General features: G+C 56.3%; 23 protein-coding genes and 1 riboswitch. Of the genes, 18 read left to right on the forward strand and 5 right to left on the reverse strand.

The window, feature by feature from the left end:
• The first annotated feature begins 8 nt into the window (after nt 1-8).
• The 3 genes from recQ to DNH61_RS19115 are packed head-to-tail and all read left to right on the forward strand — an operon-like array spanning nt 9 to nt 3,798.
• Entirely contained in the window at nt 9-2,288 is a 2,280-nt protein-coding gene (gene recQ, locus DNH61_RS19105; RefSeq protein ID WP_111148395.1) for a DNA helicase RecQ, read from the forward strand.
• Nucleotides 2,289-2,346: 58 nt separating this feature from the next.
• Complete coding sequence (locus DNH61_RS19110; protein WP_245948261.1) at nt 2,347-2,787, forward strand: hypothetical protein; 441 nt, start codon at nt 2,347-2,349, stop codon at nt 2,785-2,787.
• Nucleotides 2,788-2,841: 54 nt separating this feature from the next.
• On the forward strand, nt 2,842-3,798 hold the full coding sequence (locus tag DNH61_RS19115; protein WP_111148399.1) for a sugar kinase: 957 nt from the start codon (nt 2,842-2,844) through the stop codon (nt 3,796-3,798).
• Nucleotides 3,799-3,915: 117 nt separating this feature from the next.
• Here the strand turns inward: DNH61_RS19115 and nagA are convergent, their stop codons facing one another.
• Nucleotides 3,916-5,124 carry an N-acetylglucosamine-6-phosphate deacetylase gene (gene nagA / locus DNH61_RS19120; RefSeq protein ID WP_111148401.1) on the reverse strand — a complete coding sequence of 403 codons (1,209 nt, stop codon included), beginning with the start codon at nt 5,122-5,124 and terminating at the stop codon, nt 3,916-3,918.
• On the reverse strand, nt 5,111-5,848 hold the full coding sequence (nagB, locus tag DNH61_RS19125) for a glucosamine-6-phosphate deaminase (RefSeq protein ID WP_111148403.1): 738 nt from the start codon (nt 5,846-5,848) through the stop codon (nt 5,111-5,113). Before nagB ends, nagA begins: the two co-directional genes overlap by 14 nt.
• A gap of 272 nt (nt 5,849-6,120) precedes the next feature.
• On the opposite strand from nagB, the gene DNH61_RS19130 reads away from it, so the two are divergent.
• Genes DNH61_RS19130 through DNH61_RS19175 form a run of 10 tightly spaced genes read left to right on the forward strand, consistent with a single transcriptional unit; the run spans nt 6,121 to nt 17,148 of the window.
• Nucleotides 6,121-7,692 (forward strand): phytoene desaturase family protein, encoded by a 1,572-nt coding sequence (locus tag DNH61_RS19130; protein ID WP_111148405.1) that lies wholly within the window; start codon nt 6,121-6,123, stop codon nt 7,690-7,692.
• Nucleotides 7,689-9,257, forward strand: a complete 1,569-nt coding sequence (locus tag DNH61_RS19135; RefSeq protein ID WP_111148407.1) for a phytoene desaturase family protein — start codon at nt 7,689-7,691, stop codon at nt 9,255-9,257. Before DNH61_RS19130 ends, DNH61_RS19135 begins: the two co-directional genes overlap by 4 nt.
• Entirely contained in the window at nt 9,254-10,147 is an 894-nt protein-coding gene (locus tag DNH61_RS19140; protein WP_111148409.1) for a phytoene/squalene synthase family protein, read from the forward strand. Before DNH61_RS19135 ends, DNH61_RS19140 begins: the two co-directional genes overlap by 4 nt.
• Entirely contained in the window at nt 10,144-10,935 is a 792-nt protein-coding gene (locus tag DNH61_RS19145; RefSeq protein WP_111148411.1) for a carotenoid biosynthesis protein, read from the forward strand. Before DNH61_RS19140 ends, DNH61_RS19145 begins: the two co-directional genes overlap by 4 nt.
• Nucleotides 10,904-11,671 carry a lysophospholipid acyltransferase family protein gene (locus tag DNH61_RS19150; protein WP_111148412.1) on the forward strand — a complete coding sequence of 256 codons (768 nt, stop codon included), beginning with the start codon at nt 10,904-10,906 and terminating at the stop codon, nt 11,669-11,671. Before DNH61_RS19145 ends, DNH61_RS19150 begins: the two co-directional genes overlap by 32 nt.
• A complete protein-coding gene (locus DNH61_RS19155) occupies nt 11,647-12,786 on the forward strand; it encodes a glycosyltransferase family 2 protein (protein ID WP_111148414.1) in 1,140 nt (379 codons plus the stop codon). The genes DNH61_RS19150 and DNH61_RS19155 overlap by 25 nt, the downstream gene beginning before the upstream one ends.
• Nucleotides 12,783-14,279 (forward strand): phytoene desaturase family protein, encoded by a 1,497-nt coding sequence (locus tag DNH61_RS19160; protein ID WP_111148416.1) that lies wholly within the window; start codon nt 12,783-12,785, stop codon nt 14,277-14,279. The genes DNH61_RS19155 and DNH61_RS19160 overlap by 4 nt, the downstream gene beginning before the upstream one ends.
• Before the next feature lie 23 nt (nt 14,280-14,302).
• Entirely contained in the window at nt 14,303-15,376 is a 1,074-nt protein-coding gene (gene fni, locus DNH61_RS19165) for a type 2 isopentenyl-diphosphate Delta-isomerase (RefSeq protein WP_245948262.1), read from the forward strand.
• 27 nt (nt 15,377-15,403) lie between these two features.
• A complete protein-coding gene (locus tag DNH61_RS19170) occupies nt 15,404-16,147 on the forward strand; it encodes a class I SAM-dependent methyltransferase (RefSeq protein WP_181438790.1) in 744 nt (247 codons plus the stop codon).
• A gap of 2 nt (nt 16,148-16,149) precedes the next feature.
• Entirely contained in the window at nt 16,150-17,148 is a 999-nt protein-coding gene (locus DNH61_RS19175) for an MBL fold metallo-hydrolase (RefSeq protein WP_111148420.1), read from the forward strand.
• Nucleotides 17,149-17,281: 133 nt separating this feature from the next.
• On the opposite strand, the gene DNH61_RS19180 is transcribed toward DNH61_RS19175, so the two are convergent.
• Nucleotides 17,282-17,821, reverse strand: coding sequence for a phosphatidylglycerophosphatase A family protein (locus DNH61_RS19180; protein WP_111148422.1), 540 nt, complete (start codon nt 17,819-17,821; stop codon nt 17,282-17,284).
• 128 nt (nt 17,822-17,949) lie between these two features.
• Between DNH61_RS19180 and DNH61_RS19185 the strand changes: the two genes are divergently transcribed.
• From DNH61_RS19185 to DNH61_RS19195, 3 genes are all read left to right on the forward strand, one after another.
• Nucleotides 17,950-19,020, forward strand: coding sequence for a GerMN domain-containing protein (locus DNH61_RS19185; RefSeq protein ID WP_111148424.1), 1,071 nt, complete (start codon nt 17,950-17,952; stop codon nt 19,018-19,020).
• 195 nt (nt 19,021-19,215) lie between these two features.
• The gene (rph, locus tag DNH61_RS19190) at nt 19,216-19,962 is read left to right on the forward strand and encodes a ribonuclease PH (RefSeq protein ID WP_111148426.1); all 747 of its coding nucleotides are present in this window, start codon (nt 19,216-19,218) and stop codon (nt 19,960-19,962) included.
• Nucleotides 19,959-20,648, forward strand: coding sequence for a non-canonical purine NTP pyrophosphatase (locus DNH61_RS19195; RefSeq protein WP_111148428.1), 690 nt, complete (start codon nt 19,959-19,961; stop codon nt 20,646-20,648). Before rph ends, DNH61_RS19195 begins: the two co-directional genes overlap by 4 nt.
• Nucleotides 20,649-20,749: 101 nt before the next feature.
• Here the strand turns inward: DNH61_RS19195 and asnB are convergent, their stop codons facing one another.
• Nucleotides 20,750-22,594: an asparagine synthase (glutamine-hydrolyzing) gene (gene asnB, locus DNH61_RS19200; protein ID WP_111148430.1), complete on the reverse strand. Its 1,845-nt coding sequence runs from the start codon at nt 22,592-22,594 to the stop codon at nt 20,750-20,752.
• Nucleotides 22,595-22,730: 136 nt separating this feature from the next.
• On the opposite strand from asnB, the gene DNH61_RS19205 reads away from it, so the two are divergent.
• On the forward strand, nt 22,731-23,081 hold the full coding sequence (locus tag DNH61_RS19205; protein WP_111148432.1) for a hypothetical protein: 351 nt from the start codon (nt 22,731-22,733) through the stop codon (nt 23,079-23,081).
• A complete protein-coding gene (locus tag DNH61_RS19210; protein WP_111148434.1) occupies nt 23,078-23,422 on the forward strand; it encodes a hypothetical protein in 345 nt (114 codons plus the stop codon). Before DNH61_RS19205 ends, DNH61_RS19210 begins: the two co-directional genes overlap by 4 nt.
• A 30-nt stretch (nt 23,423-23,452) precedes the next feature.
• On the opposite strand, the gene DNH61_RS19215 is transcribed toward DNH61_RS19210, so the two are convergent.
• Nucleotides 23,453-24,361, reverse strand: coding sequence for a YihY/virulence factor BrkB family protein (locus DNH61_RS19215; protein WP_111148436.1), 909 nt, complete (start codon nt 24,359-24,361; stop codon nt 23,453-23,455).
• A 357-nt stretch (nt 24,362-24,718) separates the two neighbouring features.
• Nucleotides 24,719-24,813: riboswitch (cyclic di-GMP riboswitch) on the forward strand.
• Nucleotides 24,814-24,841 lie beyond the last annotated feature (28 nt).

The following is a 24,841-nucleotide window of genomic DNA, read 5'->3' on the forward strand; positions in this document are numbered from 1 at the left end:
GGAACGAGATGACTGGCAGGCAACGGGAGCAGCAATGGGAGGATTCCGGATCAGGACAGCAGACACAGCAGACGGCATTGGAGCAGGCTGCGGTGCTGCTGAAGTCGGTGTACGGCTACGACAGCTTCCGCAAAGGACAATCGGATATTATCGGCGGGCTGCTGGAAGGGCGCGACACACTGGCGATCCTGCCGACGGGCGGGGGGAAGTCGGTTTGCTACCAGATTCCGGCTATGCTTCTGGAGGGAACGACTGTTGTCGTATCTCCGCTTATCTCGCTGATGAAGGATCAGGTGGATGCGCTGAACAGGCTGGGTGTGCCGGCCGCTTATTTGAACAGCTCACTCGGCGCTGCCGAGTACCGTGACGTCATGCGTTCGGCAGCTCGCGGCGATTATAAGCTGCTGTACATTGCTCCTGAACGGCTGGATGCTCCGGCCTTCTCCGGCCTCCTCTCCCAGATGCGTGTACCTCTCATCGCCATTGACGAGGCGCACTGTGTCTCGCAGTGGGGCCACGATTTCCGTCCGAGCTACAGGCAGCTCGCCGGATGGATCGGCCGCCTTCAGGACCGGCCGCTTGTTGCCGCATTTACAGCAACGGCTACACCGGATGTAGCCGAGGATATATCCGCGATGCTGTCGCTGCGAAATCCGAATGTGTTCGTGACGGGCTTTGCCCGCTCAAATCTGTCGCTCTCCGTGCTAAGCGGCGGGGATAAGCGTGGTTACCTGCGGCAGTATTTGGCGGAACGGCGGGAGCAATCCGGCATCATTTACGCGGCAACCCGCAAGGAAGTGGAGCAGCTGCATGCCGAGCTCGGCAAGTGGGGATTGGAAGCGGGCAAATATCACGGCGGATTAAGCGATGAGGAGCGGACGGAGAACCAGGAGAAATTCCGTTTTGACGAGCTTCGTGTCATGGTGGCCACCAATGCCTTCGGAATGGGGATCGATAAGCCGAATGTCCGGTATGTCGTGCACTATCAGATGCCCGGCGACATTGAGTCATACTACCAGGAAGCAGGCCGTGCCGGCCGTGACGGCGAAGAGAGCGAATGCGTGCTGCTCTTTGAACCGCAGGATACACAGATTCAGCGGTTCTTGATCGACCAGGGGACCGGCGATGAATCGCGCAAATCCATCCAGCTGTCGAAGCTGCATGCGATGATGAATTACACGCGTACAGAACGCTGCCTGCAGCAGTTTATTGTGGAATACTTCGGGGAAGCGGATGTCGCTCCCTGCGGCAAGTGCAGCAGCTGCCTGGATACGAGCGAGCCAATAGATATAACGGCGGATGCGCAGATGGCGCTGTCCTGTGTTGGCCGGATGAAGGGCCGGTTCGGGGTCGTGATGGCAGCGAAGGTACTGAAGGGCTCCGGAGAGAAGCGAATCCGGGAGTTTGGCCTGGACAGGCTGACGACCTACGGTCTGATGCGCAGCCGCTCGGAGAAGGAGATTGCTGACCTCCTGTACTGGCTTGTTGCCGAAGGACTGCTGCGCATGAGCGACGGTCAGTACCCCACAGTCGCCTTGACGGCGAAGGCGCTGCCTGTGCTCGAGGGCAAGGAGACGCTCTACCGCCGTAAAACCGTGCTGTCGCAGCCTTCCCGCAAAGCTCTGGGAGGTGCGGCATCGTCCAGCTCCGCTGTGAATACGCCGCTCTTCGAAGCGCTTCGCGCCTGGCGCAAGGAAGCGGCCGCTTCAGAGGGCGTTCCGCCGTTCATGCTCTTCTTTGATGCCGCTCTGCGGGAGATGGCGGAAGCCCGTCCGCGGACACTTGATGACCTGCTTGGCATCAAGGGTGTGGGTACGGCGAAGGCGCACAAGTATGGCCGGGCAGTGCTGGAGCTTATAGCTGAGCATACTGGGGGCGGGACGGATAGCGATAACGGCTTATCCGAAGGTGTTGCCGAGAGTGACAATCGTTCTGCTCCCGCACAAAGGCCGGCTTCCCGGCGTGGCGGCTCACCGGAGGAAGGCAGAGCGGAGGCCAGTCACACGGTTACCTGGGAGATGTTCCAGAGCGGCATGTCGCCACAGCAGATTGCAGCGGAGAGAGGAATGAGCTCCGTTACGATCGAGGGTCATCTGATCCGATGTGCCGAGGAAGGCTGCGAGCTGGACTGGTCCCGCATTGTAAGCGAGGCACAGGAGGCAGCCATTCACCGCGCGGCTGACGAGCTCGGCGAAGACAAGCTGAAGCCGCTGAAGGAAGCACTGCCTGAAGACATTGATTATTTTATGATTAAGGCCGTATTGTGCAAGCGAAGACTAGGAGCCTGATTTTGTCTTTGAATTACGATTGCAGTATACTATTTAATAGATTAATTTGGGGGTGCTGATGATGTTGAATATTATGCTGCTGCTTCATGTTATCGGAACAGGCGGTATGGGCTTCTATCTGCTGCTGCCGTTCCTGGTGGGGCGGACCACACAGCTGACTGGGGAAGGGCAGGCAGGGCTGGCTGATGGGCTGGTGCTCGGCAACCGGATTGCACAGTACTTTCTGGTCCTGCAGCTGCTTACTGGCGGTTACCTGATCTCGCAGGCTGGCGACTATACGGCTCTATGGATGGTTATCGTCATCGTACTGTTCCTGGCTATCGCTGCGCTTGGCGGAATAATGACTAAGCCGCTGAAGGGAATCGTTTCTTCGATCCGCTCTGGCAAGAGTGCAGCAGAGATGATCAAGCGGGTCCGGACGATGAGCCTGATTGTTCTGGTCATTTACCTGGTTATTCTGTATTTCATGCAGTACCCGATGTACAAGCAAGTCGTATAGAGGCAGCAGAGACAGTAGAGTCAGAATCAGCCATAGCGAAGGGAGAAGGGGAACGTGACTGTTCAATCACCTGATTTGATTACATTCGGGGAAACAATGGCCTTGTTCATGACACCGGAATTTCGCGCGCTGGAGCATTCATCAGCGCTGGAGCACTCATTTGGCGGCGCAGAGAGTAATGTAGCGATTGGAGCGGCCCGGCTGGGCAGCTCCGTCGGCTGGTTTGGAGCGCTGGGGCATGACCCGTTCGGCACCCGTATCCTGAAGGCGATCCGCGGAGAAGGTGTGGATGTATCCCGTGCCCGACTGCTGGCCGGTGAACAGACAGGCTTAATGTTCCGGGAAAGCATCGCGGGCAAGCTGGCCGTTCATTACTACCGGAAGCATTCGGCGGCAAGCCGCATGGAACCTCAGCATCTTGATCAGGCATACATACAGGGAGCGAAGCTGCTGCATGTAACAGGCATCACGGCAGCCATTAGTGAAACCGCTCGCAATACGATGCTGGAGGCAGTGCGGATGGCGAAGGAAGCCGGCGTGACCATCTGCTTTGATCCGAATCTCCGGCTTAAGCTGTGGAGTGTAGAGGACGCCCGCCGCGTCCTGCTGCCAATTGCTGAGGAAGCCGATTATTTCCTTCCCGGGTGGGATGAGCTGCAGCTGCTCTACGATACGGACAGTGAACAGGATATCATGGCCCGTCTTGCGAAGCTGAAGGCCGTCTCGGTTGTGAAGGGCTATAACGGCAGCACGGTTGTGCTGGAGCGGGGAAGCCGGTCCGACGTACCGTTCTTCCCGGCGGAGAAGGTCGTCGACACGGTTGGAGCGGGAGACGGGTTCTGCGCAGGATTTCTGTCCGGCCTGCTGCGCGGCAGAACAGCAGTTGACGCCGTACGGATTGCCAGCATCTGCGGCTCGCTGGTCGTTCAAGGCCGCGGTGATTGGGAAGCGCTTCCCGACTGGCAGGCAGTCGAGCGTCTGCTGGAGGACCGGGCATGGGTGGAACGCTAGTCTAACCATTAGGGCATGCATATAGAGAAGAAGCTCCTACAGTCGGCTGACTGGAGGAGCTTCTTCTTTTTAATTGACTAATATAGTGTTCACTCCGAGTCACACAAGCCCCGCGGTTCACCCGGCTAATTCCCCGTTCACCCATGTGGCTTGATGCTCAAGCTGTCTGTTCAGAAGCACCAGATCGGCAGACTTGCCGGATGCTATTGTACCGAGGTGTTCCTCCATGCCGAGCAGCAAGGCGGGATTAGCGCTGGCCAGCCGGCTGGCTTCCAGAGGGCTGAGACCGCAATGCTCGATTACAAAGCGGAATGCGCTGAGCATCGTTAACGTGCTGCCTGCCAAGCTGCCGTCCTTCTGGAGCCTGGCAACCCCATCCTTGACGGACAGCGGTAGGCCGCCAAGCTCGTAGCTGCCGTCGCCAAGCCCGGCTGCCGAGATGGCATCTGTTATAAGGATGACCTTGTTGAGGGGCTTGCAGCGGAGCAGCAGCCTGATGGCACCCGCATGAACATGATGACCGTCGGCGATAACCTCGGTACTGATGTCATCCAGGGTCAAGACGGCACCTGCTGTACCGGGCTCCCGGTGGTGCAGGCCGCGCATCGCATTAAACGTATGTACGGCATGCTGAAGCCCAGAATTGGCCGCCTCCGTGATGACGTCGTATGAGGCATCGGTATGCCCGCAGCTGGCGACAATCCCCTTCTCTTTCAGGAACCGGATCAGCTCAGATGCGCCGGGCTGCTCGGGAGCGAGTGTTACGATTCGGATCAGGTCCGGGTATTCTGCAGTCCACTGCTTCAGCCACTCTGTATTCGGTTCCGCAATATAGGCGGGATTTTGGGCGCCTGGCCAGCGTGGACTGATGAACGGGCCCTCCAGATGAGCCCCCAGGAGCCGTGCTCCCTTGCTGCTTCCTTCCTGGCGGAAGGAAGCAGCAGCGGCAAGCACCTTGTCGATAGCAGGCTTGGATGCCGTAACGGTTGTGGCCAGCATTGCGGTTGTGCCATGGGCAGCGTGGAAGCGGGTAATCTGTTCGTAGGATGTGTCAGAGGCATCCATGAAATCGCCGCCTAAGCCGCCGTGACAGTGGATATCAATAAAGCCGGGCAGCAGCCATCCGCCATCTGCATCAATAGCCGGGCAGTGCCTTCTGCCATCTGGTGAAGGCAGTTCAGCAGAACCGGCATGGGGCGGAGCGGCTCCGGTTGCTTCTACTGCATGAATCTGTCCATTCCGGATATGGACGCTGCCGTGTATGATAGCACTGCCTGCTGCAATCTGGGCGTTATACAGCCGCCATTCCGTTTTAGAATCCGGCATCAGGCAGCTCCTTACCGGCATCCGCATCCAGCAGAACGGTAACATTGGCATGGGTCTGCAGCAGGGATGCAGGGCATGCGGTTGTAATCGGCCCGGCCAGCGCTTCGTTGACAACGGCAGCCTTGTCTGCCCCTGTAACGACAAGCAGAATAGACTTAGCCTTCAGAATCGAACCCATTCCCATGGTAATGGCCTGCCGCGGCACCTCATCCTCTGAGTCGAAGAAGCGGGCATTAGCTGCACGGGTCTCCGGCTTCAACGTGACCAAGTGGGTTTCCCCGGTTAACGAATGACCCGGCTCATTAAACCCGATATGCCCATTATGGCCAATACCGAGAAGCTGCAGGTCGATCGGATGTTCCGCTAGCAGGCTGTCATACCGCCGGCATTCGGCCTCAAGATCAGCTGCGATTCCGTTAGGTATGTAAGTGTTCCGCTGGTCAAAGTCGGTATGACGGAATAAGTGATGCTGCATGTAATACCTGTAGCTCTGCGGATGGCTTTCGGTGAGTCCGACATATTCGTCCAGATTGAAACTCCGCGCTCTTGCAAAAGAAAGGCGGCCCTTCGCATACATGCCCACGAGCTGCTCGTATATGCCAATGGGTGTCGAACCGGTGGCGAACCCCAGCGTACAGTCAGGCTTATCCTTCAGAAGCTGCGTGATCAGCTTGGCTGCCTCAGTATGCAGAGCTGCCTTGCCGGTGAATCTCTTGATCTTCATCGCTTTAAGCCTCCTGTCCAGTCCTCTTTTCCCTTAATACTACCCTCACCCTGGTGGCTAATCAACACAGCCCGCTTGAAACATTCGTAAACGAAAATTCATAGACTGCACATCCCGCTGCCCATTGCCCTTCAAGGATTGCCGAGCCCTTCATAATATGTCGAAACATCGCGTTTACAGCGATATATAATGTGTGTATAATCATTGTATAATGTTTGTTTATGAATGTTCTTTACATGAAATATAACCTATAGAGCAGGGAGACAGCCTAAATGAATACTACCGGCACAGTTGTTGTCATCGGTGCAGGCCCAGGCGGGCTTGCGGCCGCTATGCTGCTGGCATCACAGGGCTATCGGGTTAAGGTGATGGAAAAACAGGCCTACGTTGGCGGCAGAACTTCTGCTGTCAAGCTGGGGGATTACCGTTTCGACCGGGGTCCAACCTTTCTGATGATGCCAGGCCTTCTGGAAGACATGTTTCATTCGGTTGGCCGTTCCCTGCACGATTACGTGCAGCTGAAGGAGATTGATCCGCTGTACCGCCTTCAGTTTGGCAGTATACGTTTCGAAGCCACAAGGGACAGGAAGCGGATGCTCGCGGAGATTGAGCGCTGTTTTCCCGGTGAGTCGGCTGGCTATGAACGATTTATGGAGGAGGAGGGCAAGAAGTTCAAGCGGGTTATGCCCCTCCTGCAGCGGCCGTTTCAACGGGTTGCGGATTACGTGAAGCCGGATGTGCTGCGGGCGCTGCCGCGGCTGAATTTGCGGGATACCGTTTATGGGAGGCTCTCCCGGTATTTTCAGGATGAGCGTCTGCGGTATGCCTTTGCCTTTCAGGCGAAGTATCTGGGCATGTCACCTTGGGAATGTCCCGGAACGTTCACCATCCTGTCTTATATTGAGCATGCATTTGGCCTGTGGCATCCGATCGGCGGAGTTAACCGGATTTGCGGGGCAATGGCGGATGTGACCTGCGAGCTGGGCGGTACGATTCATCTTAACAGTGGAGTAAAACAGGTCCTTACCTCCGGCGGCCGGGCCGCAGGCGTACTGCTGGAGTCAGGCGAACGTGTGGATGCGGATCATGTCGTCATCAATGCGGATTTCGGCACTGCGGTTACCCAGCTCTTCGAGCCGGGCCAGCTCCGCAAGTATAATACTGACAAGATCAACAGCCTGAAGCTCTCCTGCTCGGCATATATGCTGTATCTGGGCGTTAACAGGAGAATAGATTTGCCGCATCATACCGTGATGTTTGCGGATGATTATCCGCGTAATGTCCGGGAGCTGATGGGCGGCTCGCTGTCCGGGGATGCTTCAATTTACGTACACAATCCGTCAGCTATTGATCCGACGATGGCACCGGAAGGCAAGTCTGCACTCTATGTGCTTATGCCGGCGCCTAACCTTAAAGGTGCCACAGATTGGAGCGATGAAAGGGTAAAGGCAGAAGTGAAGGCCTATGTGCTGGACCGGCTGGAGAGAGAGCCTGAGCTCGCCGGGCTGCGCAGCGATATTGAGGAGGAGGCGGTCATTACACCGCTTGATTGGGAGCAGTCCATTCATGTCTATCAGGGAGCAGCTTTCAATATCGCCCATTCGGTCGACCAAATGATGATGCTTCGGCCGCATAACCGGTTCCAGGATGCCCGCAACTGCTGGCTTGTAGGCGGCGGAACGCATCCGGGCAGCGGGCTGCCGACGATACTGGAGTCCGCACGGATCAGTGCCGGGCTGATTATGAAGAGTGACGGCAAGGCCGCTCCTTTTCACCAGAAGAGTCAAGGGATCGTTCAGCCGGGTACGATAAGGCCCATGATGAAGGGGAGGGGTTCGGTATGAGGCTCGGAATAGTGGGCGGCGGTGTCGGCGGGATGATGACGGCATTGTATCAAGCGGCAAAAGGGATGCCAATCACCCTGTACGAACGATCGGAGTTGATGGGCGGACGGCTGGCGTATGAAACGGATGGGGGTGCTTACCGGATTGACCGGGGTCCGACGATTGTTCTTTTGCCTGATATGCTGAAGAGCCGGCTGATGGAAGCGGGGATACCGGAAGAGAGAATCCCGCTTGTACCGCTTGATCTGATGTACCGCATTCATTATGCGGACGGGACCGTACTGACGAAGTACCGTGACAAGGAGCGGATGGAAGAGGAGCTGGAACGGCTTCATCCCGGAGAAGGCAAGGCGTTCAGGCGTTATATGGCGGATATGGAGCCGCGGTTCATCGAAGCCAGACAGGCTTTCCTGGAAAGGGCGTTCCTGCGCAAACGTGATTTCTTTACCCCACGGAATCTCCGTTTGCTGGGACGAATGCAGGTCTTTAAGAGCGCAAGCCGGCTGGCCGATTATTATTTTCGCACAGAGAAGGCGGCTGATGCATTCTCCCTGCAGACACTCTATGTGGGCGGTCTTCCGTTCGGTACGCCTTCCCTGTACAGCTTTATCCCTTATGCCGAGCATGCGGATGGCATTTGGTATTGGAAGGGCGGATACGGAGCATTGGCAGGACTGCTGGAAGAGAAGGTCCGCGCGGCCGGCGTGGATGTACGAACGGGTGAAGAGGGAAGCGTCAAGCAAATCGTAACAGGCACCGGCAGGGTCAGCGGGCTTGTAACAGAAGATGGTGTCTATCACAAGCATGAGGCAGTTGTTTATAACGGCGATTTCCCCGGACTTCACCGGTTACTGGACAGAACGGAGACGGATATACCAATCCGTAAGTTTAAGCCTTCATCAGGCTGTGTCCTTATCTACTTGGGTTGCTCCACACGATGGGGCCATGGCAGGAAGGCTGTATCCGGGCCTGGGGCAGAGGGTCAAACAGGACGAACAGCGACTGACTGGTCGGTCACGGTCCATCAGTATTTTCTTCCCCGCTCCTTGCGTGCAAGCTTGAGACGGATTGCCAGTACGGGCAGGCCCCCGGCAGAGAGGGAAGAAATACCGGCCTACTACATCTTTAATCCCTGTGCTGTTGATCCGGAAGCGGCACCGGCCGGGGAGAGTGTGCTGTACGTGCTGATTCCAATGCCGGTTGCCTGTGACGGAGAGCGCAGCGGGAATGCGGGGGTGGAGTGGAAGCAGGCTGCAGAGCAGCTGGCTGACAGAGTGCTGGCTGACGCTGAGGAACGGGCTTTTCCGGGTCTAAGGGAATCGATTCGCTGGAAATCGGTCCGCTCCCCGGCAGACGGAGCAGCGGAAGGCTGGCACGGCGGCGGTGCATTTGGAATCGCCCCAACCTTGAACCAGTCGGGTGTGTTTCGGCCGCAGATCGTTCCTTACCCGGTTAGAGGGCTGTACAGTGTCGGAGCTTCTGTGCATCCGGGTGGCGGAATTCCGATTGTCATGCAGGGAGCCAGGCTGCTGGCCGACCAACTTGAAAGGGAGTGGCCGCAATGAACAAGAAGATAGTAACGGAGCTGCAGGCTTGTGAAGCGATGATCAAGAGAGGCTCGACAACCTTCTATAAGGCATTTGGCTTCCTGCCGTCACCAAGGAGGGAGGCGGTATATGTCATTTATGCCTTTTGCCGGATGATTGATGATGCGGTCGATGAGCCGGAAAAAGCCGTCTATACGCTGGATGAACTGTCCGCGAAATTTGAGCGGCTTGAGGAAGCAGGCGGGCATTTCATCTGGCCAGCCCTCCGGTGGCTGATGGCCGAGTTTCCCGTAAGCAGGGAGCCGTTCCTTAGGCAGATGAGGGGACAGCGGCTGGACGGTCACCGGCTTCATTACAAGACGGTGGAGGAGCTGGAGGAATACGCTTATCTGGTAGCGGGAACGGTGGGTGAAATGCTGATTCCCGTTCTTCATGACCGGCCAGGCGAGGAGATGAGAGAGTCGGGAGTATGGCTTGGCAAAGCCATGCAGATCGTGAACATTATCCGGGATGTCGGCGAGGACAAGGCGAAAGGGCGCAGATATGTTCCCCTTGAAGTCATGGAACGGCACGGCTACACGCCAGAGATGTTTGACAGCGGGCTGATTAATGATGCCTGGATCAGTACGATTCAGGAATTGTCCGGGATGGCTCGTCAGTGGTTTGCGAAGGGGCTGCGGGACCTGGACGGCTATCCGAAGGTGAGCGGGTTCTGCGTGGAGCTGTCGGCTCTGATGTACGAAGCCATTCTGGATAGTGTGGAGGCGGGCGGCTACGATGTATTCCGCAGCCGAGCTTATGTGAGCAGCGGCCGGAAACTGGTCATTGTGCAGCGGCTGATGAAGCGGCATGCGGTAATGCCGCAGGATGCAGATAAGCGGACACCCGGCACAAGTGCGGTGTCATGATGAATCTTCCTCCGCTTAGACGTGCCGGCAGACGGTTCAGCTGGGAGCTGCTGCGCCCGCTGTTCTGGTTCTGGTATGCAGCAGGGCTGCTGCTGATGCTTCTATGGGAGGTGCCGCAGCAGCTGCAGTTCAGCAACGGACTATTTCTTATCTTCTTCTCCTTATATGCCGTCTATCTGGTTACCCGCGTGTATGACATTAATAATAGAGACCGCGGCAGCGGCCTGCTTCTGATCCTGGCTGCTGCGGTGACTTATGCTGCAGAATGGATTGGAACGGTCACCGGCTGGCCCTTCGGCAGGTATGCGTATACGGATACGCTCCGTCTGTTCGTTGAGGAAGTGCCTGTCGGCATCGCGATGGCCTGGGTAGGAATATTAAGCATGTCACTGCTGCTTGCGAGGTCGCAAAGCCGCGTGCTTCGCGCGCTTGAGGTGGGGGGATATGCGCTGCTGCTGGACCTTGTGCTTGATCCGGTTGCTTACGCCAGGCAGTTCTGGATCTGGCTGGAGCCGGGATCCTTCGGCAGCTTTTACGGGGTGCCGCTGCAAAATTTCGCAAGCTGGTTCACGATTGCCGCACTGCTGTCCCTGCTGTTCCCGCTTCGGGCTGCACCTCGGGCACTGAGAGAAGAAGCAGGACGCCTGTATATAGGCATGCTGCTGATGTTCGGTTTGTTGGCCTTTAAGGAAGACTTATGGCTGGCTGGAGCCGCGGCTGCAGCCGGAGCTCTCTGGATGGAAGGGAGGCTGCGCCTTGATCGAAGCCGCCAAGAGCAGGTTCTTTGACTGGATCTTCTATCGTTATAATCTGCATGTTCTGCTTCGCCGCAGCTTCCGCTATGCGGGGATACACGGCGAGCTTGATCCGCCTCCTGACCCGACGGGGTCCGGGGGCTGTCTCTATATAATGAACCACAGCTCCTGGTGGGATGGCCTGCTCGTCTATCATGCCTTCCGTACTTGTACCCGCCAGGATCATTATGTGATGATGGACGAACGTCAAATGCGGGATTACCGGTTCTTCCGCAAAATTGGCGCCTTCTCGATCGATAAGACCTCGGGCAAGGGCATGCTGGAATCTCTTTCTTATGCCGCCGCTCTCCTGCGAGAGGGCAAGCGGGTGTGGCTGTTCCCGCAGGGGGACATCTTCCACCTGGAGCAGCGTCCGCTGCGGTTTCAAAGCGGGGCAGGCTGGCTGCTGAACGCTGTGCCGGATACGGCCGTCGTTCCGGTTACAGCCTACTATTCGCTCTATCATCATCAGAAGGCAGAAGCCTCGCTGATGGCCGGCGATACGATCCGCAGCAATTGGGCCGCCTGGTCCAGAAGAGATATTGCTGGAAGCTTGCGGGATGTGCTGACCAAGCAGCTCGATGCTCATCGAAGCCTGGTGGTGAACAGCGGGGCTGACCTTATGTCATCGGGCTTCAGGCCGCTGCTTGCGCCAGGCCAATCGGTTAATGAGACATTCACAGCCATGAAGAAGAGGGTGACAGAGTGGAAATCGTTCTTTGGGTCATAGCAGCTGTTCTGCTGCTGCAGCTTATATTTGCCCTCTGGAATGTACGGCAGCTTCCTGCCTTTGCCAAGCATGGAGTTTCGGCGGAGCAGCTCCCGGGTGAAACACCGAGGTTATCCGTATTGATCCCGGCTCGCAATGAGGAGAAGCGACTGCCGGGGTGTCTGGAATCGCTTATCGCCGCTGATCCGGAGCTTAAGGATATCGAGATTCTCGTGCTGGATGACCGTTCCGATGATGGCACAGCACGGGTGGCCCGGTCTTATGCCGCAAAGGATGCAAGGATCAGGCTGCTCGATGGGATGCAGCTGCCTGCGGGCTGGGCGGGCAAATGCCATGCCTGCATGCAGCTGGCCGGGCAGGCATCGGGCAACTGGCTGCTGTTCATGGACGCGGATGCCCGCGTTGAGCGGGGGGCCCTAAGCCGTGCGGCAGCCGCTGCGGAGCATGCCGGAAGCGGCATGATTACAGGCTTCCCTTATCAGGAGACAGGCAGCTGGCTGGAGCGGCTTGTCGTGCCGATGATGGGCTTCACAATTGCCTGTCATCTGCCGATCCGGCTTATTGCCGATTCCCAGAGTCCGATGTTCGCCGCAGCACATGGGGCGTGGATTATGCTGGATACGAAGCTGTACCACAGCATTGGCGGGCATGCGTCAATCCGAGATGAGCTTGTGGATGATATGGCACTTGCCAAATGCGTCAAGCGTGCAGGCGGCAAGCTTCTGCTGACTGATGTGCGCGGCATTGTACGGATGCGGATGTACAGCAACGCTGGTGAGGTCTGGTCCGGCTTCCGCAAAAATGTCTTCGCTGGCCTTGGACGGCGTTCCTTGCTCCTGTTCATGATTATGCTGCTCTACAGCTTACTCTATCTCATGCCTGCCGTGTGTCTGGCCGTTTCTCCTTGGAATGGCCCGCTGCTGCTGCCGGCACTGGCAGGCTTCACCGCCGCTATGCTTATCAAGAGGACGGCTGACCGGATGCAGGGACAGCCTGTCTGGCTGTGCTTGCTGTATCCTGCGAGCATTGCTGCCGTCCTGGCGATTGCCGCCTCATCATGGGGTGCGCACATCAGCGGAAAAGGGTACAATTGGAAGGGCAGGGTTTATAGATGAGAACATACACCGGTAAGAAAGTTGTCGTTGTCGGGGCAGGTCTTGGCGGTTTGTCTGCTGCATCCAGGCTTGCGGGTGCAGGCTTTCATGTAACAATGCTGGAGTCGCAGGCAGCGGTTGGAGGCAAACTGCAGCGCATCGAGGAGCATGGATTCCGGTTTGACCGCGGTCCGAGCACAATCACGATGCCTGAGCTGTTTGCCGCTCCGTTCCAAGCTGCGGACAGGCGAATGGAGGATTATTTGGATATGTACCGCCTTGACCCAGCCACGAGAAATGTATTTGCCGACGGTTCGGTAGTGGATTTGACCGGCTCCATGGAAGCCATGGAGGAGCAGATAGCAAGCTACAGCCCGGAGGATGCGGGAAGCTTCCGCAGCTTCATGAAGGAAGCGGGGCGTCTTGATGCACTGGCCAGGTCACAGTTTCTGAACCGTCTGCTGCTGGACTGGCGGGAGAAGGCCGACCCGCGCCTGGCGGCCGCGCTGATGCGAGTGAGGCCCCTCACTACACTCAACAAGCTGCTGCGGCGGTATTTCCGCCACCCGAATACACTGGCTTTATTTGGCCGTTATGCGACCTATATCGGCTCGTCCCCATACCAATCACCGGCAATATTTGCTATGCTAGCACAAGTGGAAGCGGTATCGGGTATTTATGGGGTGAAGGGCGGAACGTACCGGATTGCGGAAGCCTTGGCGCAGCTTGCTAGAGAGCAGGGTGCCGACATCCGTACAAGTGTAAAGGTGAACCGGATCAAGGTGCATGCCGGCCGGGCAGCGGGTGTGGAAACGGATCAGGGGGATTTTCCGGCTGATATCGTGCTTGCCAATGCTGACGTATTGTCTACTTACCGCTGGCTTCTGCCCGAGCATGAGCGGCCGTCCATGTCCGACCGCAGGATTGCCGGCTATGAGCCGTCCTTGTCCGGATTTGTAATGCTGCTGGGGGTACAGAGGAGCTATGAACAGCTGCTTCATCATAACGTGCTGTTCCCGGGAGTCTATGAGGAAGAGTTCGATTCCATATTCCGCCGCAAGCAGGCGCCGCAGGATCCGGCTGTCTATGTGTGCCATCCCGCATACTCGGAACCGGATGCCGCACCTTCGGGAGGGAGCAGCCTGTTTGTGCTGGTGAATGCGCCCTGCCTGTCCGCTGGCTGGTCGTGGAAGGAGAACAGGGAAGCGTATGCGGAGCGGGTCACCGGGCTGCTGGCGGCCAGGGGTATATGCGGACTGAATGAAGCCAAGGTTAAGCGGTTGTATACGCCTGATGATCTTGCCAGGGATACGGGCGCCTACAGAGGCGCGATCTATGGCATTTCATCCAACACGGCAGCCCAAACCTTCTTCCGGCCTGCGAACCGGTCACGCGACATTGAAGGACTGTGGTTTGTCGGCGGTACAACCCACCCGGGCGGAGGGACGCCGATCGTGACATTGTCAGGGCAGCTTGTTGCTGACCGGCTTATTGATCTGTACGGTTCAACTTGAGTATGAATGATGGGAGTCGATCTATGAAACGGGAGCAGAAAACGATACAGGATGCAGGTCGCATTACGGCCAGACGCAAGAGCGAGCATATCCGAATCTGCCTGGAAGAGCGGGTGGAAAGCAGAATAAGGCCGGGCTTCGATGGCTACCGGTTCAGGCATGCTGCCGTACCGGAGCTGAATTTTCAGGATATCGGGACCGAAGCACATTTCCTGGGGAAGAAAATGGCGGTGCCGCTGCTGATCAGCTCCATGACGGGCGGTACGGATGAGGCTGGCGCCATTAATCTGCTGCTGGCCGAGGCTGCGGAGGAACGCGGCTGGGCGATCGGGCTAGGCTCGATGCGCGCAGCAATTGAGGATGCCGAACTCGCCTCGACCTTCAGGATCAGACAGGCGGCTCCCAGCATACCGGTTCTGGCAAATGTCGGCGCCGTTCAGCTGAACTACGGCTTCGGAGTGGATGAGTGCCGTGAAATCGTTGAGCTTGCAGAAGCGGACGGGCTTGTCCTACATCTTAACAGCATGCAGGAAATCTTCCAGCCGGAAGGAGACACCAACTTCAAGGGTTTGCTGGAGCGGATAGAAGCGCTGTGCGTGAAGCTGGAAGTGCCGGTAGGGGTCAAGGAGGTCGGCTGGGGCATTGACGGAGCGAATGCAGTCCGGCTGGCAGAGGCAGGTGCCGCCTTCATCGATGTTGCCGGAGCAGGTGGCACCTCATGGAGCCAGGTGGAGAAGCATCGCAGCGCTGATTCGGTCCGCAGAGAAGCGGCGGATGCCTTCGCGGATTGGGGAATTCCGACGGCCGAATGCATCGGGGAAGTCCGCTCCCGTCTGCAGGATGTCACTGTTATCGCTAGCGGCGGCCTCAGAAGCGGCGTGGATGCTGCCAAGTCGCTTGCTCTCGGCGCGGACTTGGCCGGCTTTGGCAGGTCCCTGCTGGCAGGAGCGGCGGTTGGCGGGCGAGAAGAGCGCCTGGAAGCGATTCATCATCAGCTGGAGCGGATTGAGTTTGAGCTTAAGGCTGCCATGTTTGGAATAGGTGCTGCGGCACTGGCGGAGCTGCAGGGTACAGACCGTCTTGTGCGCTTATCATAAGCAGGGATCTACAGGAGGTACATAGTCGTGGGGGAATGGTTTGAACACAGCTTTGGCACGGATTATATGATCGTATATAAGCATAGGGACTGGGACAACGCATACCGCGAGGTCCGCAATATGGTCGGTTATTTGGGACTGCCGGAAGGGGCCGCGGTGCTGGATGTCGGCTGTGGAATGGGAAGGCATGCTCTTGCCCTGCATGAGCTGGGCTTCAAGGTTACGGGCATGGATCTCTCGGAACAGCTGCTGGCAGAGGCACGGGTGCGAGATGCGGAAGGACGCGTGAGATGGGAGCGCGGCGATATGCGGAGCCTGCCGTTTGCGGACGGCCAATTTGACGGAACGGTAAATTTCTTCACCTCCTTTGGCTATTTCGAGGATGAGGCAGACAATCGGGCAGTTATCAAGGAACTGAGAAGGGTCCTGAAGCAGGGAGGCCGGTTCCTGATTGATTTCCTGAACCCGGTGTATGTGCAGGCGAATCTGGTTCCGCATTCGGAGCGGACGGATGAGGATACGGGCTGGATAATCCGTGAGGACAGGCGGATTGAAGCCGGTGCAGTCATCAAGGACATTCGGATTATTCTGCCGGACGGCGCAGAGCGGGTTTATACAGAACGGGTCCGGCTCTATCAGCTTGACTGGTTCGAGCGCGAGCTGGCTGCCGCAGGATTGCAGCTGGAACGGGTGTATGGGGATTATGACGGGTCCGACTATGACAGCCGGGAGTCGAAGCGGCTGATTATGACTGGGGGCGTAACGGCTTGAGTATGTCTGGCAACGGGCTTGCCGTCCATCTGTGCGATAATGGCTGGATTCGGGTGAAAGTGCCGCTTCCCTTCTCCCTTCGATACGTGAACAGCTATCTGCTGCCGGAAGCTGAAGGCTGGACGCTGATTGACCCGGGGCTGCACACCCCGGAGGCAGCAGCTCTATGGACAGAGGTGCTCAGCGGACTTTCCATTACAGCAGGTCAAATCAAGCGGATTGTGCTGACACATCAGCATCCGGATCACTACGGGCTGGCCGGCTGGTTTCAGGAGCGGTCCGGGGCGCCTGCCTGCATGTCGCTCCCGGCGCACCGTTATGCGCTAAGATTATGGGGAGAAGACCGCAGCTTTGACCAGGAGCTAACCGAACAGTTCAGACAGCATGGGATGCCGGAAACGCTGCTTGAACAGATAGCCAGCCATCTTGCGGGCTTCGTAGAACGAGTAAGCCCTCAGCCTGAGGTCACCTATATAGAGGAAGGTATGAGCATGCAGTTCGGCGGCAGGTCGTGGGAGCTTCTTCATACCCCGGGTCATGCGAGCGGGCATATCTGCTTCTATGACCGGACTGGGCTGGAGATGATCTGTGGCGACGCCGTGCTTCCGGGAATTACGCCCAATATCAGTCTTGTTCCGGGAGAGCACCCAGATCCGCTGCAGCAGTTTCTGGACAGTCTGAACCGGCTGTCACGCTTTGATGTCGTCATGGCTTATCCGGGTCACCGGGAACCGTTCGCCAATTTCCGCGGCAGAACGCAGGATTTGATTACGCACCATGAACAGCGTCTTCACCACATAGAAGGACTCCTGCAGGAGCCTGTAACCGGCTATCAGCTTTGTGAGCGGCTGTTCGGCGCGCGCACGATGGGCAGCGCCCATAATTTGCGGTTCGCCATGTCCGAAACGCTCGCGCATCTGGAGCATCTGGTGCACAAAGGACGGGCTGCCAAAGTAAAGGCTGGCTATGGGCTGTTCAAATATGTCTCGGCAGTCGTTTAGCACGAGAGCAATCAATCTGTCAACACTTCATATACACAAAAAGATCGCCAGCGCGTGTCCACAAGGGGGACTTGCGCTGGCGATCTGCTTATGGTGAGCCAGTATAACAGCCGCCTGTCAGGCAGGCCAAATGCTAGTCGAGCGGCACGTTCGTGCTGCCTTCCCGCTCTGCCTGCTTGCGGTGTGCAATCCGGCTGCTCGCGGAAGCGGCGACAGCGCCAACAATATCGTCGAGGAAGGTGTGAATCTCACGATCCGACTTATCGTTCAGACGCATAAGCACGCCGGGCTTCAGCTTGTCAATGTAGCCGAAGTTGGTAAAGCCGATACTGCCATAGACGTTAACAATGGACAGTGCCAGCACTTCATCGCAGCCATATAAGCCTTCATCATGTTTAATCATTTCCTGCAGCGGCGGCAGCAGCTTGCCCTCTTCCGCCAGCAAATCGAGCTGGATGCCGGTCAGAACGGCATTCTGGACTTCCCGCTTGGAGAGAACCGCGTTGACGTTCTGCTCACATTCCTCAATGGTCAGGTCTGGGAAATAAGCCTGCTGGAGCACCATGACGAGCTCAGCGATTTCCCTCTTTGTAACGCCCCGCTTCTCAAGCCATTCCTCGGTTGCTTGTGCGACGAGCTTGCTGTTTAGACTGTACTTGCTTGGATCAGACATGTTCAACACCCCTTGTACGATTTTGGCCGTTAGTGGTCTAAAAAGAAGAAGGGCTCGTATACATAGTACTACAAAACGATGGTTGTACCAAATTTCGGACACACATGCAAAGGGGAGGCTCGGTTACTATGATTCGAACTGGTGGATGGAAAAGAAGGACGGCGCTGGGGGTGCTTGCAATCCCGCTGCTGACGGCCGGCTGCGGACTGCTTCCAGGTCAATCGGCAGAGCAGATCGATCCGCCGATGGTCCAGTATGATACGGGTGCTGCCGAGGCTGCACAGGCGGGAGCTGCCCTGGCGGAGTCGGCTGTGAAGGAGAAGGGCAAGCAGCTGACGGTTTACTTAAAGGACAGCGGGGATTACCTGGCACCGGTTACGATTATGGCTGACACGGGGGAGGAAGCGGGTGCTGCCGGCCGCATTGCGCTGGAGATGATGGTTGAGGACGGACCGCATGCGGGCGAGCTGCCGGTCGGCTTCCGGGGAATTCTGCCTAAGGGTACAAGTATCAACAGTTTGCATATTGATGCCGGGCAGAAGCTGGCAACCGTTGATTTTACCAAGCCGTTCACCGATTACAGCCTTCAGGACGAAAGGAAAATTGTCGAAGCCATCACGTGGACGTTAACGGGAATTTCCGGTGTGGAGCAGGTTCAGATTCTGCATGAAGGGGAGAAGCTGATGGAGATGCCGGTCGACGGTTATCCGCTCAGCAAGCCGCTCACCCGGCAGATCGGCATTAATCTTGAAGTAGGCCCGGGTGTCGAGCACAGCCAGTCCATGCCGGTTACGCTGTACTTCTCCGCGCTGTCGGAGGATAATGAGCAGTATTATGTCCCGGTAACACGCCTCGTTGACCGGAGCGGGGAGCCTGCCAAGGAAGCGCTCCAGCAGCTGATTGCAGGACCTTTGGACAGCCGCGAGCTAAACTATGTTATGACATCGGACGTGCAGGTGAAGGCAATCAGCCAGAAGGGCGACACCGTTATGGTTGAACTGAACGAGGAAACCTATGAGGAAGGACAGCAGCTTCCAGCAGAAATGCTCCAGGCAGTTGTGCTTTCCGTCACAGAGAACACGGGTGCTGCAAAGGTATTGATCCGGGTCAACGGCTTATCGGACGTGGTCGATACCAATAACCGCTCCTACGCGGAGCCGGTGGGAAGACCGGATTTTGTTAATGCACTGAAGGCTTGATGCGGAAATAATGCCAGTAAATAGGGATGGAGGACCTGTCTGCCGTGCGGATCCTCCTCCTTTTTTCTGTTCCAAGAGGTGCTACAGGCCTTCTGACAATCGCTTGGCATGACCTCAGGATGCTTTTCCCAGATGACTTTGGTAAAATAAGAAAGGCTTTCAAGGCCACCATCAGATGATCAGGAGGCTTACCGGATGAGAACAGATAAACGCCAGAGCGATGAGCTGAGGCCGGTTACAATACAACTCAATGTTAATAAATATGCTGAGGGCTCTGTATTGATTGAGATGGGCGAAACCAAGGTGCTGTGCACGGCTACTGTGGAAGAGAAGGTGCCCCAATTCATGAAGGGACAGGGCAAGGGCTGGATCAATGCGGAATATTCCATGCTCCCTAGAGCGACGCAAACCCGCAATCAGCGGGAATCGGCACGAGGCAAGCTGACCGGAAGAACCATGGAAATTCAGCGCCTGATTGGCCGCGCGCTGCGCTCGGTCGTTGACCTTCAAGCACTTGGGGAGCGGACGATTACACTGGACTGCGATGTGATTCAGGCGGATGGCGGGACACGGACTACATCCATAACAGGCGCTTTCGTTGCCCTGTCGCTTGCTGTACATAAGCTGGCGCAGCAGCATACCTTTGCCAAGTATCCGATCACCGATTACCTGGCATCCGTAAGTGTGGGGGTTATTAAGGAAGAGGCGCTTCTTGATCTTAACTACGAAGAGGATTCACAGGCTAAGGTGGATATGAACGTCGTCATGACCGGGGCGGGAAAATTTGTGGAAATCCAGGGAACGGGTGAGGAAGCCCCATTCTCGCGGGAAGAACTGGACATGCTGCTGATGCTTGGCGAGACAGGAATCCGTGAATTGATCGGCAAGCAGCGAGTGGTGCTGGGCGAAGCGGGCAGCAGAATTGGAGTTCAGCTGGCATGAATGCGGCAGGCAGCGGCAATACGGTAATCGTAGCGACGAAGAATGCAGGTAAAGTCCGTGAGTTTGCCCATGCGTTCGCCCCGCTGGGTTTAACGGTTCACAGCATGTTCGATTATGATCATCTTCCCGAAATCGTTGAGGATGGCGACACCTTCCGGGCGAACGCCAGGAAGAAGGCGGAGACGGTAGGCCAGGCACTCGGTCTGCCTGTGCTTGCGGACGATTCCGGTCTTGAAGTGGCACTGCTTGGTGGAGCGCCGGGCGTCTATTCCGCGCGCTATGCCGGAGAAGGGGCCAGTGACAAGGCGAATAATGAGAAGCTTCTTCGCGAGCTAGAACGGATCAGAAGGGAGCACCCGGAGACGGATGTACAGTTGGATAACCGGGATGAGGCCGGCATTCTTCCGGATGGAGCGAAGCTTCTCAGCCGTGCGCGCTTCGTGTGCGCTCTGGCATTCTATAACCCGATCTCCCGAACCTTCACGGATTCGGAGGGCTTTGCGGAGGGCTGGATTGTTGACAGGCCGTTCGGCGTGGAAGGCTTCGGGTACGATCCGCTCTTCTGGGTTCCTTCATTTAACCGGACTATGGGGGAGCTGTCCAAGGATGAGAAGCAGTCGATCAGCCATAGAGGCCAAGCACTGAAACGGCTAATTGACAACCTCGGCGGCCCAAAGGCAGACTAAACAGGCAGTACACGTTCATAGTCAATGAAAAAGGGCTGATCCACTCCCGTTCGCTTGCGAACAGGTTTTGGACTCAGCCCTTGCTGCATAAACGAGCATTGTTAGCGAATAGTGACTTTATACGTCCGCAGCCAAGTGTCCACTTGCGTCAGATAGGCAAACAGCTGCGGACCGGACATCAGCTGACCAAACCACGGGATGTTCGAAGTGGCAGCGTCCGATTCAGCGATCTCTCTTATTTTCTTGACATTAATCAGCTGCAGCAGCGGTGATGAGCTGTCGTCCAGCACTTCCAGAAGGCGGCTCCTGACCGCTTCCAGATAATTCGGGTTATGGGTCTTAGGATAAGGACTCTTCTTGCGCGTTAATACATCATCCGGAAGCACACCCCTAAGCGCTTTACGGAGAATACCCTTCTCCCGGTCGCCGGCTGTCTTGATCTCCCAAGGTATATTGAATACATACTGAACAAGCCTGTGGTCGCAGAATGGCACCCGGACTTCGAGTCCCACAGCCATGCTCATTCTGTCCTTGCGGTCGAGCAGGGTTGGCATGAACCTTGTAATATTCAGGTAGGACATTTCGCGCATCCGCTGCATTGCGGCATCTTCGCCAGCAAGCTTGGGGACTTCACTGATTGCTTCAGCATACCGGGCCTCGATATAATCCAGCGGCTTGATCCAATCGGCGATGTCCGGAGCCAGCAGCTCCGCACGCATAGCAGAAGCAAGCGCCCAAGGGAAGGTGCGTGCCTGAAGCGATTCTTCCCGATGGAACCACGGGTACCCGCCGAATATTTCGTCAGCAGCCTCGCCGGAGATGGCCACGGTGGCATTCTTCTTGATCTCCCGGCAGAACAGATAGAGGGAGGCGTCTACATCGGCCATTCCCGGCAGGTCCCGTGCAAAGACCGCTTCATCCAGTGCGCCGGCCAGCTCGGGCGTGTCGAAGTAGATGTTGTGATGCCGGGTTCCCAGATGCTCGGTCATTCGCTTGATCCAGGGCGCATCGGAATTAGGCTGAAAAGCATGCGCTTTAAAATGCTTGTCGTTATCGACGTAATCGACGGAGAAGGTGTCCACTATACCTTGGCCGGTAGAGTTATAGTAATTGACAGCCAGGGTTGTGAGCGCGCTGGAATCCAGCCCGCCGGACAGCAGGGTACAGACCGGCACATCGGAGATGAGCTGGCGTTCGACCGTATCGCGGAGCAGCTCGCCGACCTTGGCGGCTGTAGTCTGTACATCGTCTTCATGTGGCTGGCTCTCCAGCTTCCAGTATGTCCGGGTGCGGACCCCGGATCTGTCGACCGTCAGGCACTGGCCTGCTCTAAGCTCGGTGAGCTCACGATACACGCCTTGCCCGGGGGTACGTGCCGGACCGATAATGAATATTTCCGCAAGTCCTTCCGCCCCAACCTCAGGCTTGAAGGATGGGTGGGCCAGAATAGCCTTTGGCTCGGAGCCGAAGATGAACAGTCCTTCTGCACGGCTGTAGAAGAAAGGCTTCACCCCGAGTCTGTCACGGGCTGCGAACAGCTTTTGTTCATTGGAGTCCCAGATGGCAAAGGCAAATATGCCGTTGAAGCGCTCCAGCGCTTCTGGTCCCCATTCCACATAAGCGGCAAGCAGAACCTCCGTATCGCAGGTCGTCGTGAAGGTATGTCCGCGCGAAACCAGCTCATGCTTTAATTCCAGAGCGTTATAGAGCTCTCCATTGTATACGAGAACGAATGTATTGTCCCCGGCTTGCCTGATCATGGGCTGCAGGCCGTTCTCCGGGTCAATAACGCTAAGCCTGCGGTGACCAAGCGCACAGTTCGCAGTAATCCAGGTGCCCGAAGCATCGGGTCCCCGCGCTGTGAGCGTATCCGTCATTCTTTCAAGTGTTGCGCTTTCCTGGGTCAGATCATGCGACCAATCGATCCATCCGGTGATTCCGCACATATCACTCAGTCCTCTCCCGTCTTTATTTCCGTCATAGCGCGGTAATGGAGATATATGCGGAATCGAGGCATAAAATGTCTGTCCGCTTGGAACTCTAACCGTGCAGATATCTTTCACCAATAAGGAGCTGTACGGCATGCAAACTGGCAATGATGCGTATTTTGCCCGTAAACCGTTCTATGTGTCTGTAGGTGCCGGTCAAATATTGGAGGATCCGGGGGCTGCTGCTTACGAGCTGGAGATCAGGGCAAACGAGGAAGAGCTGAACAAGCTGCAGGAGCTGTTTGAGGAGCTCTCAAGCATGGACGAGGCGCAGGTGTTCCATTTTGTAAAACATCCTTACGGCACGGCAACCCGCGGTGAGATCAATGATGGATACGAAGGGATCCTGGCCGATATATATAAGCTTCTGCACATGCTGGGGACAGATGAAACCAAGCGGCATATTGAGAGCATGCATACGAATGAGCCGGAGGGAACGGTATGATACAGGTAATCCATGCCGCATTCAGAAGAGTGGCGGAGCGGGACGGAAGGACGTGCGGCGAGGTAGAGGTGAACACCGATCAGGCGGAGGCGCCGAAGGTGCTCGCTTATTTTGCCGCAGCGAAGAATAATGACTATGACCTGGTTGCGGTCGTGAAGAACGACGCGGATTATGAGATCGACTGGTATGACAACAGCATGCATCAGGCCTTTACCGACGAGACGGCGATATTCAAGGCGGACGGGGCGGAGGAGAGCGGCGAAGAGCGGTCATCCTTCAAGGAGCAGGTCTTGTCGCACGGAAACATCAGAGAGGAGCTCCGCCGGGAGCTGATAGGGTAAGCATATATTCTGGACAAAGAAAAACAAGCCTTACGACCTTGCGGAAGTAGGCTTGTTTTTGTTCATATTCCAGCTGGTAGAAGACTCTCGGCTTTGAGCCGTTCGAGGCTTGCGTTCTTTCTCGCCAAGGGCTGCGGTTGCGTTGATTTCGCCTCCGAGCACAATGATGATGGCACTGATGTACATCCAGATCAGGAGCACCATCACCGCCCCCAGGCTTCCGTATGTCTTGGTGTAGTTGCCAAAATTATTTACATAAAAGGAGAAGAGCAGCGAGGTCACGATCCAGCCGATTGTGGCAAATGCAGACCCCGGTATGACCTCCTTCCAGGTCAGCTTGCGGTTTGGCGTTACCCGGTACAGCAGCATGAACACCCCGAACATGACAAGCAGCGGTATGACATATTTCATAATGCCCCATAGAAGCTCAAAGCCCGCCGGATACCCCATCCATGAGAACAGGTACTCGCCAAGCACCCGGCCGAAGACGACCATCAGCATAGCCAGCAGAATGACCACGGCCAGCACCAGCGTTGACAGTATCGCGATTCCTCTAACCTTCCAGAAGGGGCGGGTCTCTTCCTCATCATAAGCCTTGTTAATCCCCTTGATTACGGCGTTAATGCCGTTGGAAGCCGCCCAGATTGTGGCCAGCATACCGAAGGAGAGGAGGGCGCCGCTCTGGTTGTTCGTTACTTCGTTGACGATTACCCGGACACTCTGACCTGTTTCCTCAGGAAGAAGCCTGATTAATTGTTCAATCAAGTCGCTGCCGGACAGATGCGCATACCCCAACACACTAACAAGAAAAATCAGAAAAGGGAAGAATGCAAGGATCAAATAGTAGGTAAGCTGAGCCCCCAGGGCCGGAACCTCATCATCCTTCACGCGGGCATACAGCTGTTTGCCAAAGTAAATCGTTTTTTCTTTGCGGTTCATCGGCAGCCTCCTTTCTATTCTCGGTTAGTTTATGCTCTATTACCCTGGCTTGTTTGCCGATAATCGGCTGGGAGAGAGCGATTAGGAAGAGGGGACTACAAAACGTGAATATTTTGTATAATTCGACATTATTTTTGGGTTTGTTATTGATTTGTCCGCTTGGAAATAGTATTATGAATCCATTCTTCAAATCTCAAAGTCTTCCATTTCCTAAGATTGTACAACTATCAGACTAGACACGATGAGACCCGCAGACAGAGTAGTTCGGGCGCTTGGAAGGGGAAGGATACGAATACGATATTCCTAGTATATTCAAATGGTGAGAATGATTTTCAATTGTATGCCACTGAATCTCTTATTATATAGGGGCAAAGCTGCCGAAAGGCAGTGACGCAAAGCTACAGGGACTACAACCGTTTATTAAGCTGCGGTAATGTCAGCCAGCTCCAATCATGGCGTCTGGATGCTCCATTTTACAGG

The sequence above is a fragment of the Paenibacillus sambharensis genome, from assembly GCF_003233845.1.
GTDB lineage: Bacteria > Bacillota > Bacilli > Paenibacillales > Paenibacillaceae > Paenibacillus_I > Paenibacillus_I sambharensis.

Coding starts and splice junctions, on each gene's coding strand:
- recQ (WP_111148395.1), top strand. CDS start 9: ATGACTGGCAGGCAACGGGAGCAGCAATGGGAGGATTCCGGATCAGGA.
- DNH61_RS19110 (WP_245948261.1), top strand. CDS start 2,347: ATGATGTTGAATATTATGCTGCTGCTTCATGTTATCGGAACAGGCGGT.
- nagA (WP_111148401.1), bottom strand. CDS start 5,124: ATGCCGGATTCTAAAACGGAATGGCGGCTGTATAACGCCCAGATTGCA.
- nagB (WP_111148403.1), bottom strand. CDS start 5,848: ATGAAGATCAAGAGATTCACCGGCAAGGCAGCTCTGCATACTGAGGCA.
- DNH61_RS19130 (WP_111148405.1), top strand. CDS start 6,121: ATGAATACTACCGGCACAGTTGTTGTCATCGGTGCAGGCCCAGGCGGG.
- DNH61_RS19135 (WP_111148407.1), top strand. CDS start 7,689: ATGAGGCTCGGAATAGTGGGCGGCGGTGTCGGCGGGATGATGACGGCA.
- DNH61_RS19140 (WP_111148409.1), top strand. CDS start 9,254: ATGAACAAGAAGATAGTAACGGAGCTGCAGGCTTGTGAAGCGATGATC.
- DNH61_RS19145 (WP_111148411.1), top strand. CDS start 10,144: ATGATGAATCTTCCTCCGCTTAGACGTGCCGGCAGACGGTTCAGCTGG.
- DNH61_RS19160 (WP_111148416.1), top strand. CDS start 12,783: ATGAGAACATACACCGGTAAGAAAGTTGTCGTTGTCGGGGCAGGTCTT.
- fni (WP_245948262.1), top strand. CDS start 14,303: ATGAAACGGGAGCAGAAAACGATACAGGATGCAGGTCGCATTACGGCC.
- DNH61_RS19175 (WP_111148420.1), top strand. CDS start 16,150: ATGTCTGGCAACGGGCTTGCCGTCCATCTGTGCGATAATGGCTGGATT.
- DNH61_RS19180 (WP_111148422.1), bottom strand. CDS start 17,821: ATGTCTGATCCAAGCAAGTACAGTCTAAACAGCAAGCTCGTCGCACAA.
- DNH61_RS19185 (WP_111148424.1), top strand. CDS start 17,950: ATGATTCGAACTGGTGGATGGAAAAGAAGGACGGCGCTGGGGGTGCTT.
- rph (WP_111148426.1), top strand. CDS start 19,216: ATGAGAACAGATAAACGCCAGAGCGATGAGCTGAGGCCGGTTACAATA.
- DNH61_RS19195 (WP_111148428.1), top strand. CDS start 19,959: ATGAATGCGGCAGGCAGCGGCAATACGGTAATCGTAGCGACGAAGAAT.
- asnB (WP_111148430.1), bottom strand. CDS start 22,594: ATGTGCGGAATCACCGGATGGATCGATTGGTCGCATGATCTGACCCAG.
- DNH61_RS19205 (WP_111148432.1), top strand. CDS start 22,731: ATGCAAACTGGCAATGATGCGTATTTTGCCCGTAAACCGTTCTATGTG.
- DNH61_RS19210 (WP_111148434.1), top strand. CDS start 23,078: ATGATACAGGTAATCCATGCCGCATTCAGAAGAGTGGCGGAGCGGGAC.
- DNH61_RS19215 (WP_111148436.1), bottom strand. CDS start 24,361: ATGAACCGCAAAGAAAAAACGATTTACTTTGGCAAACAGCTGTATGCC.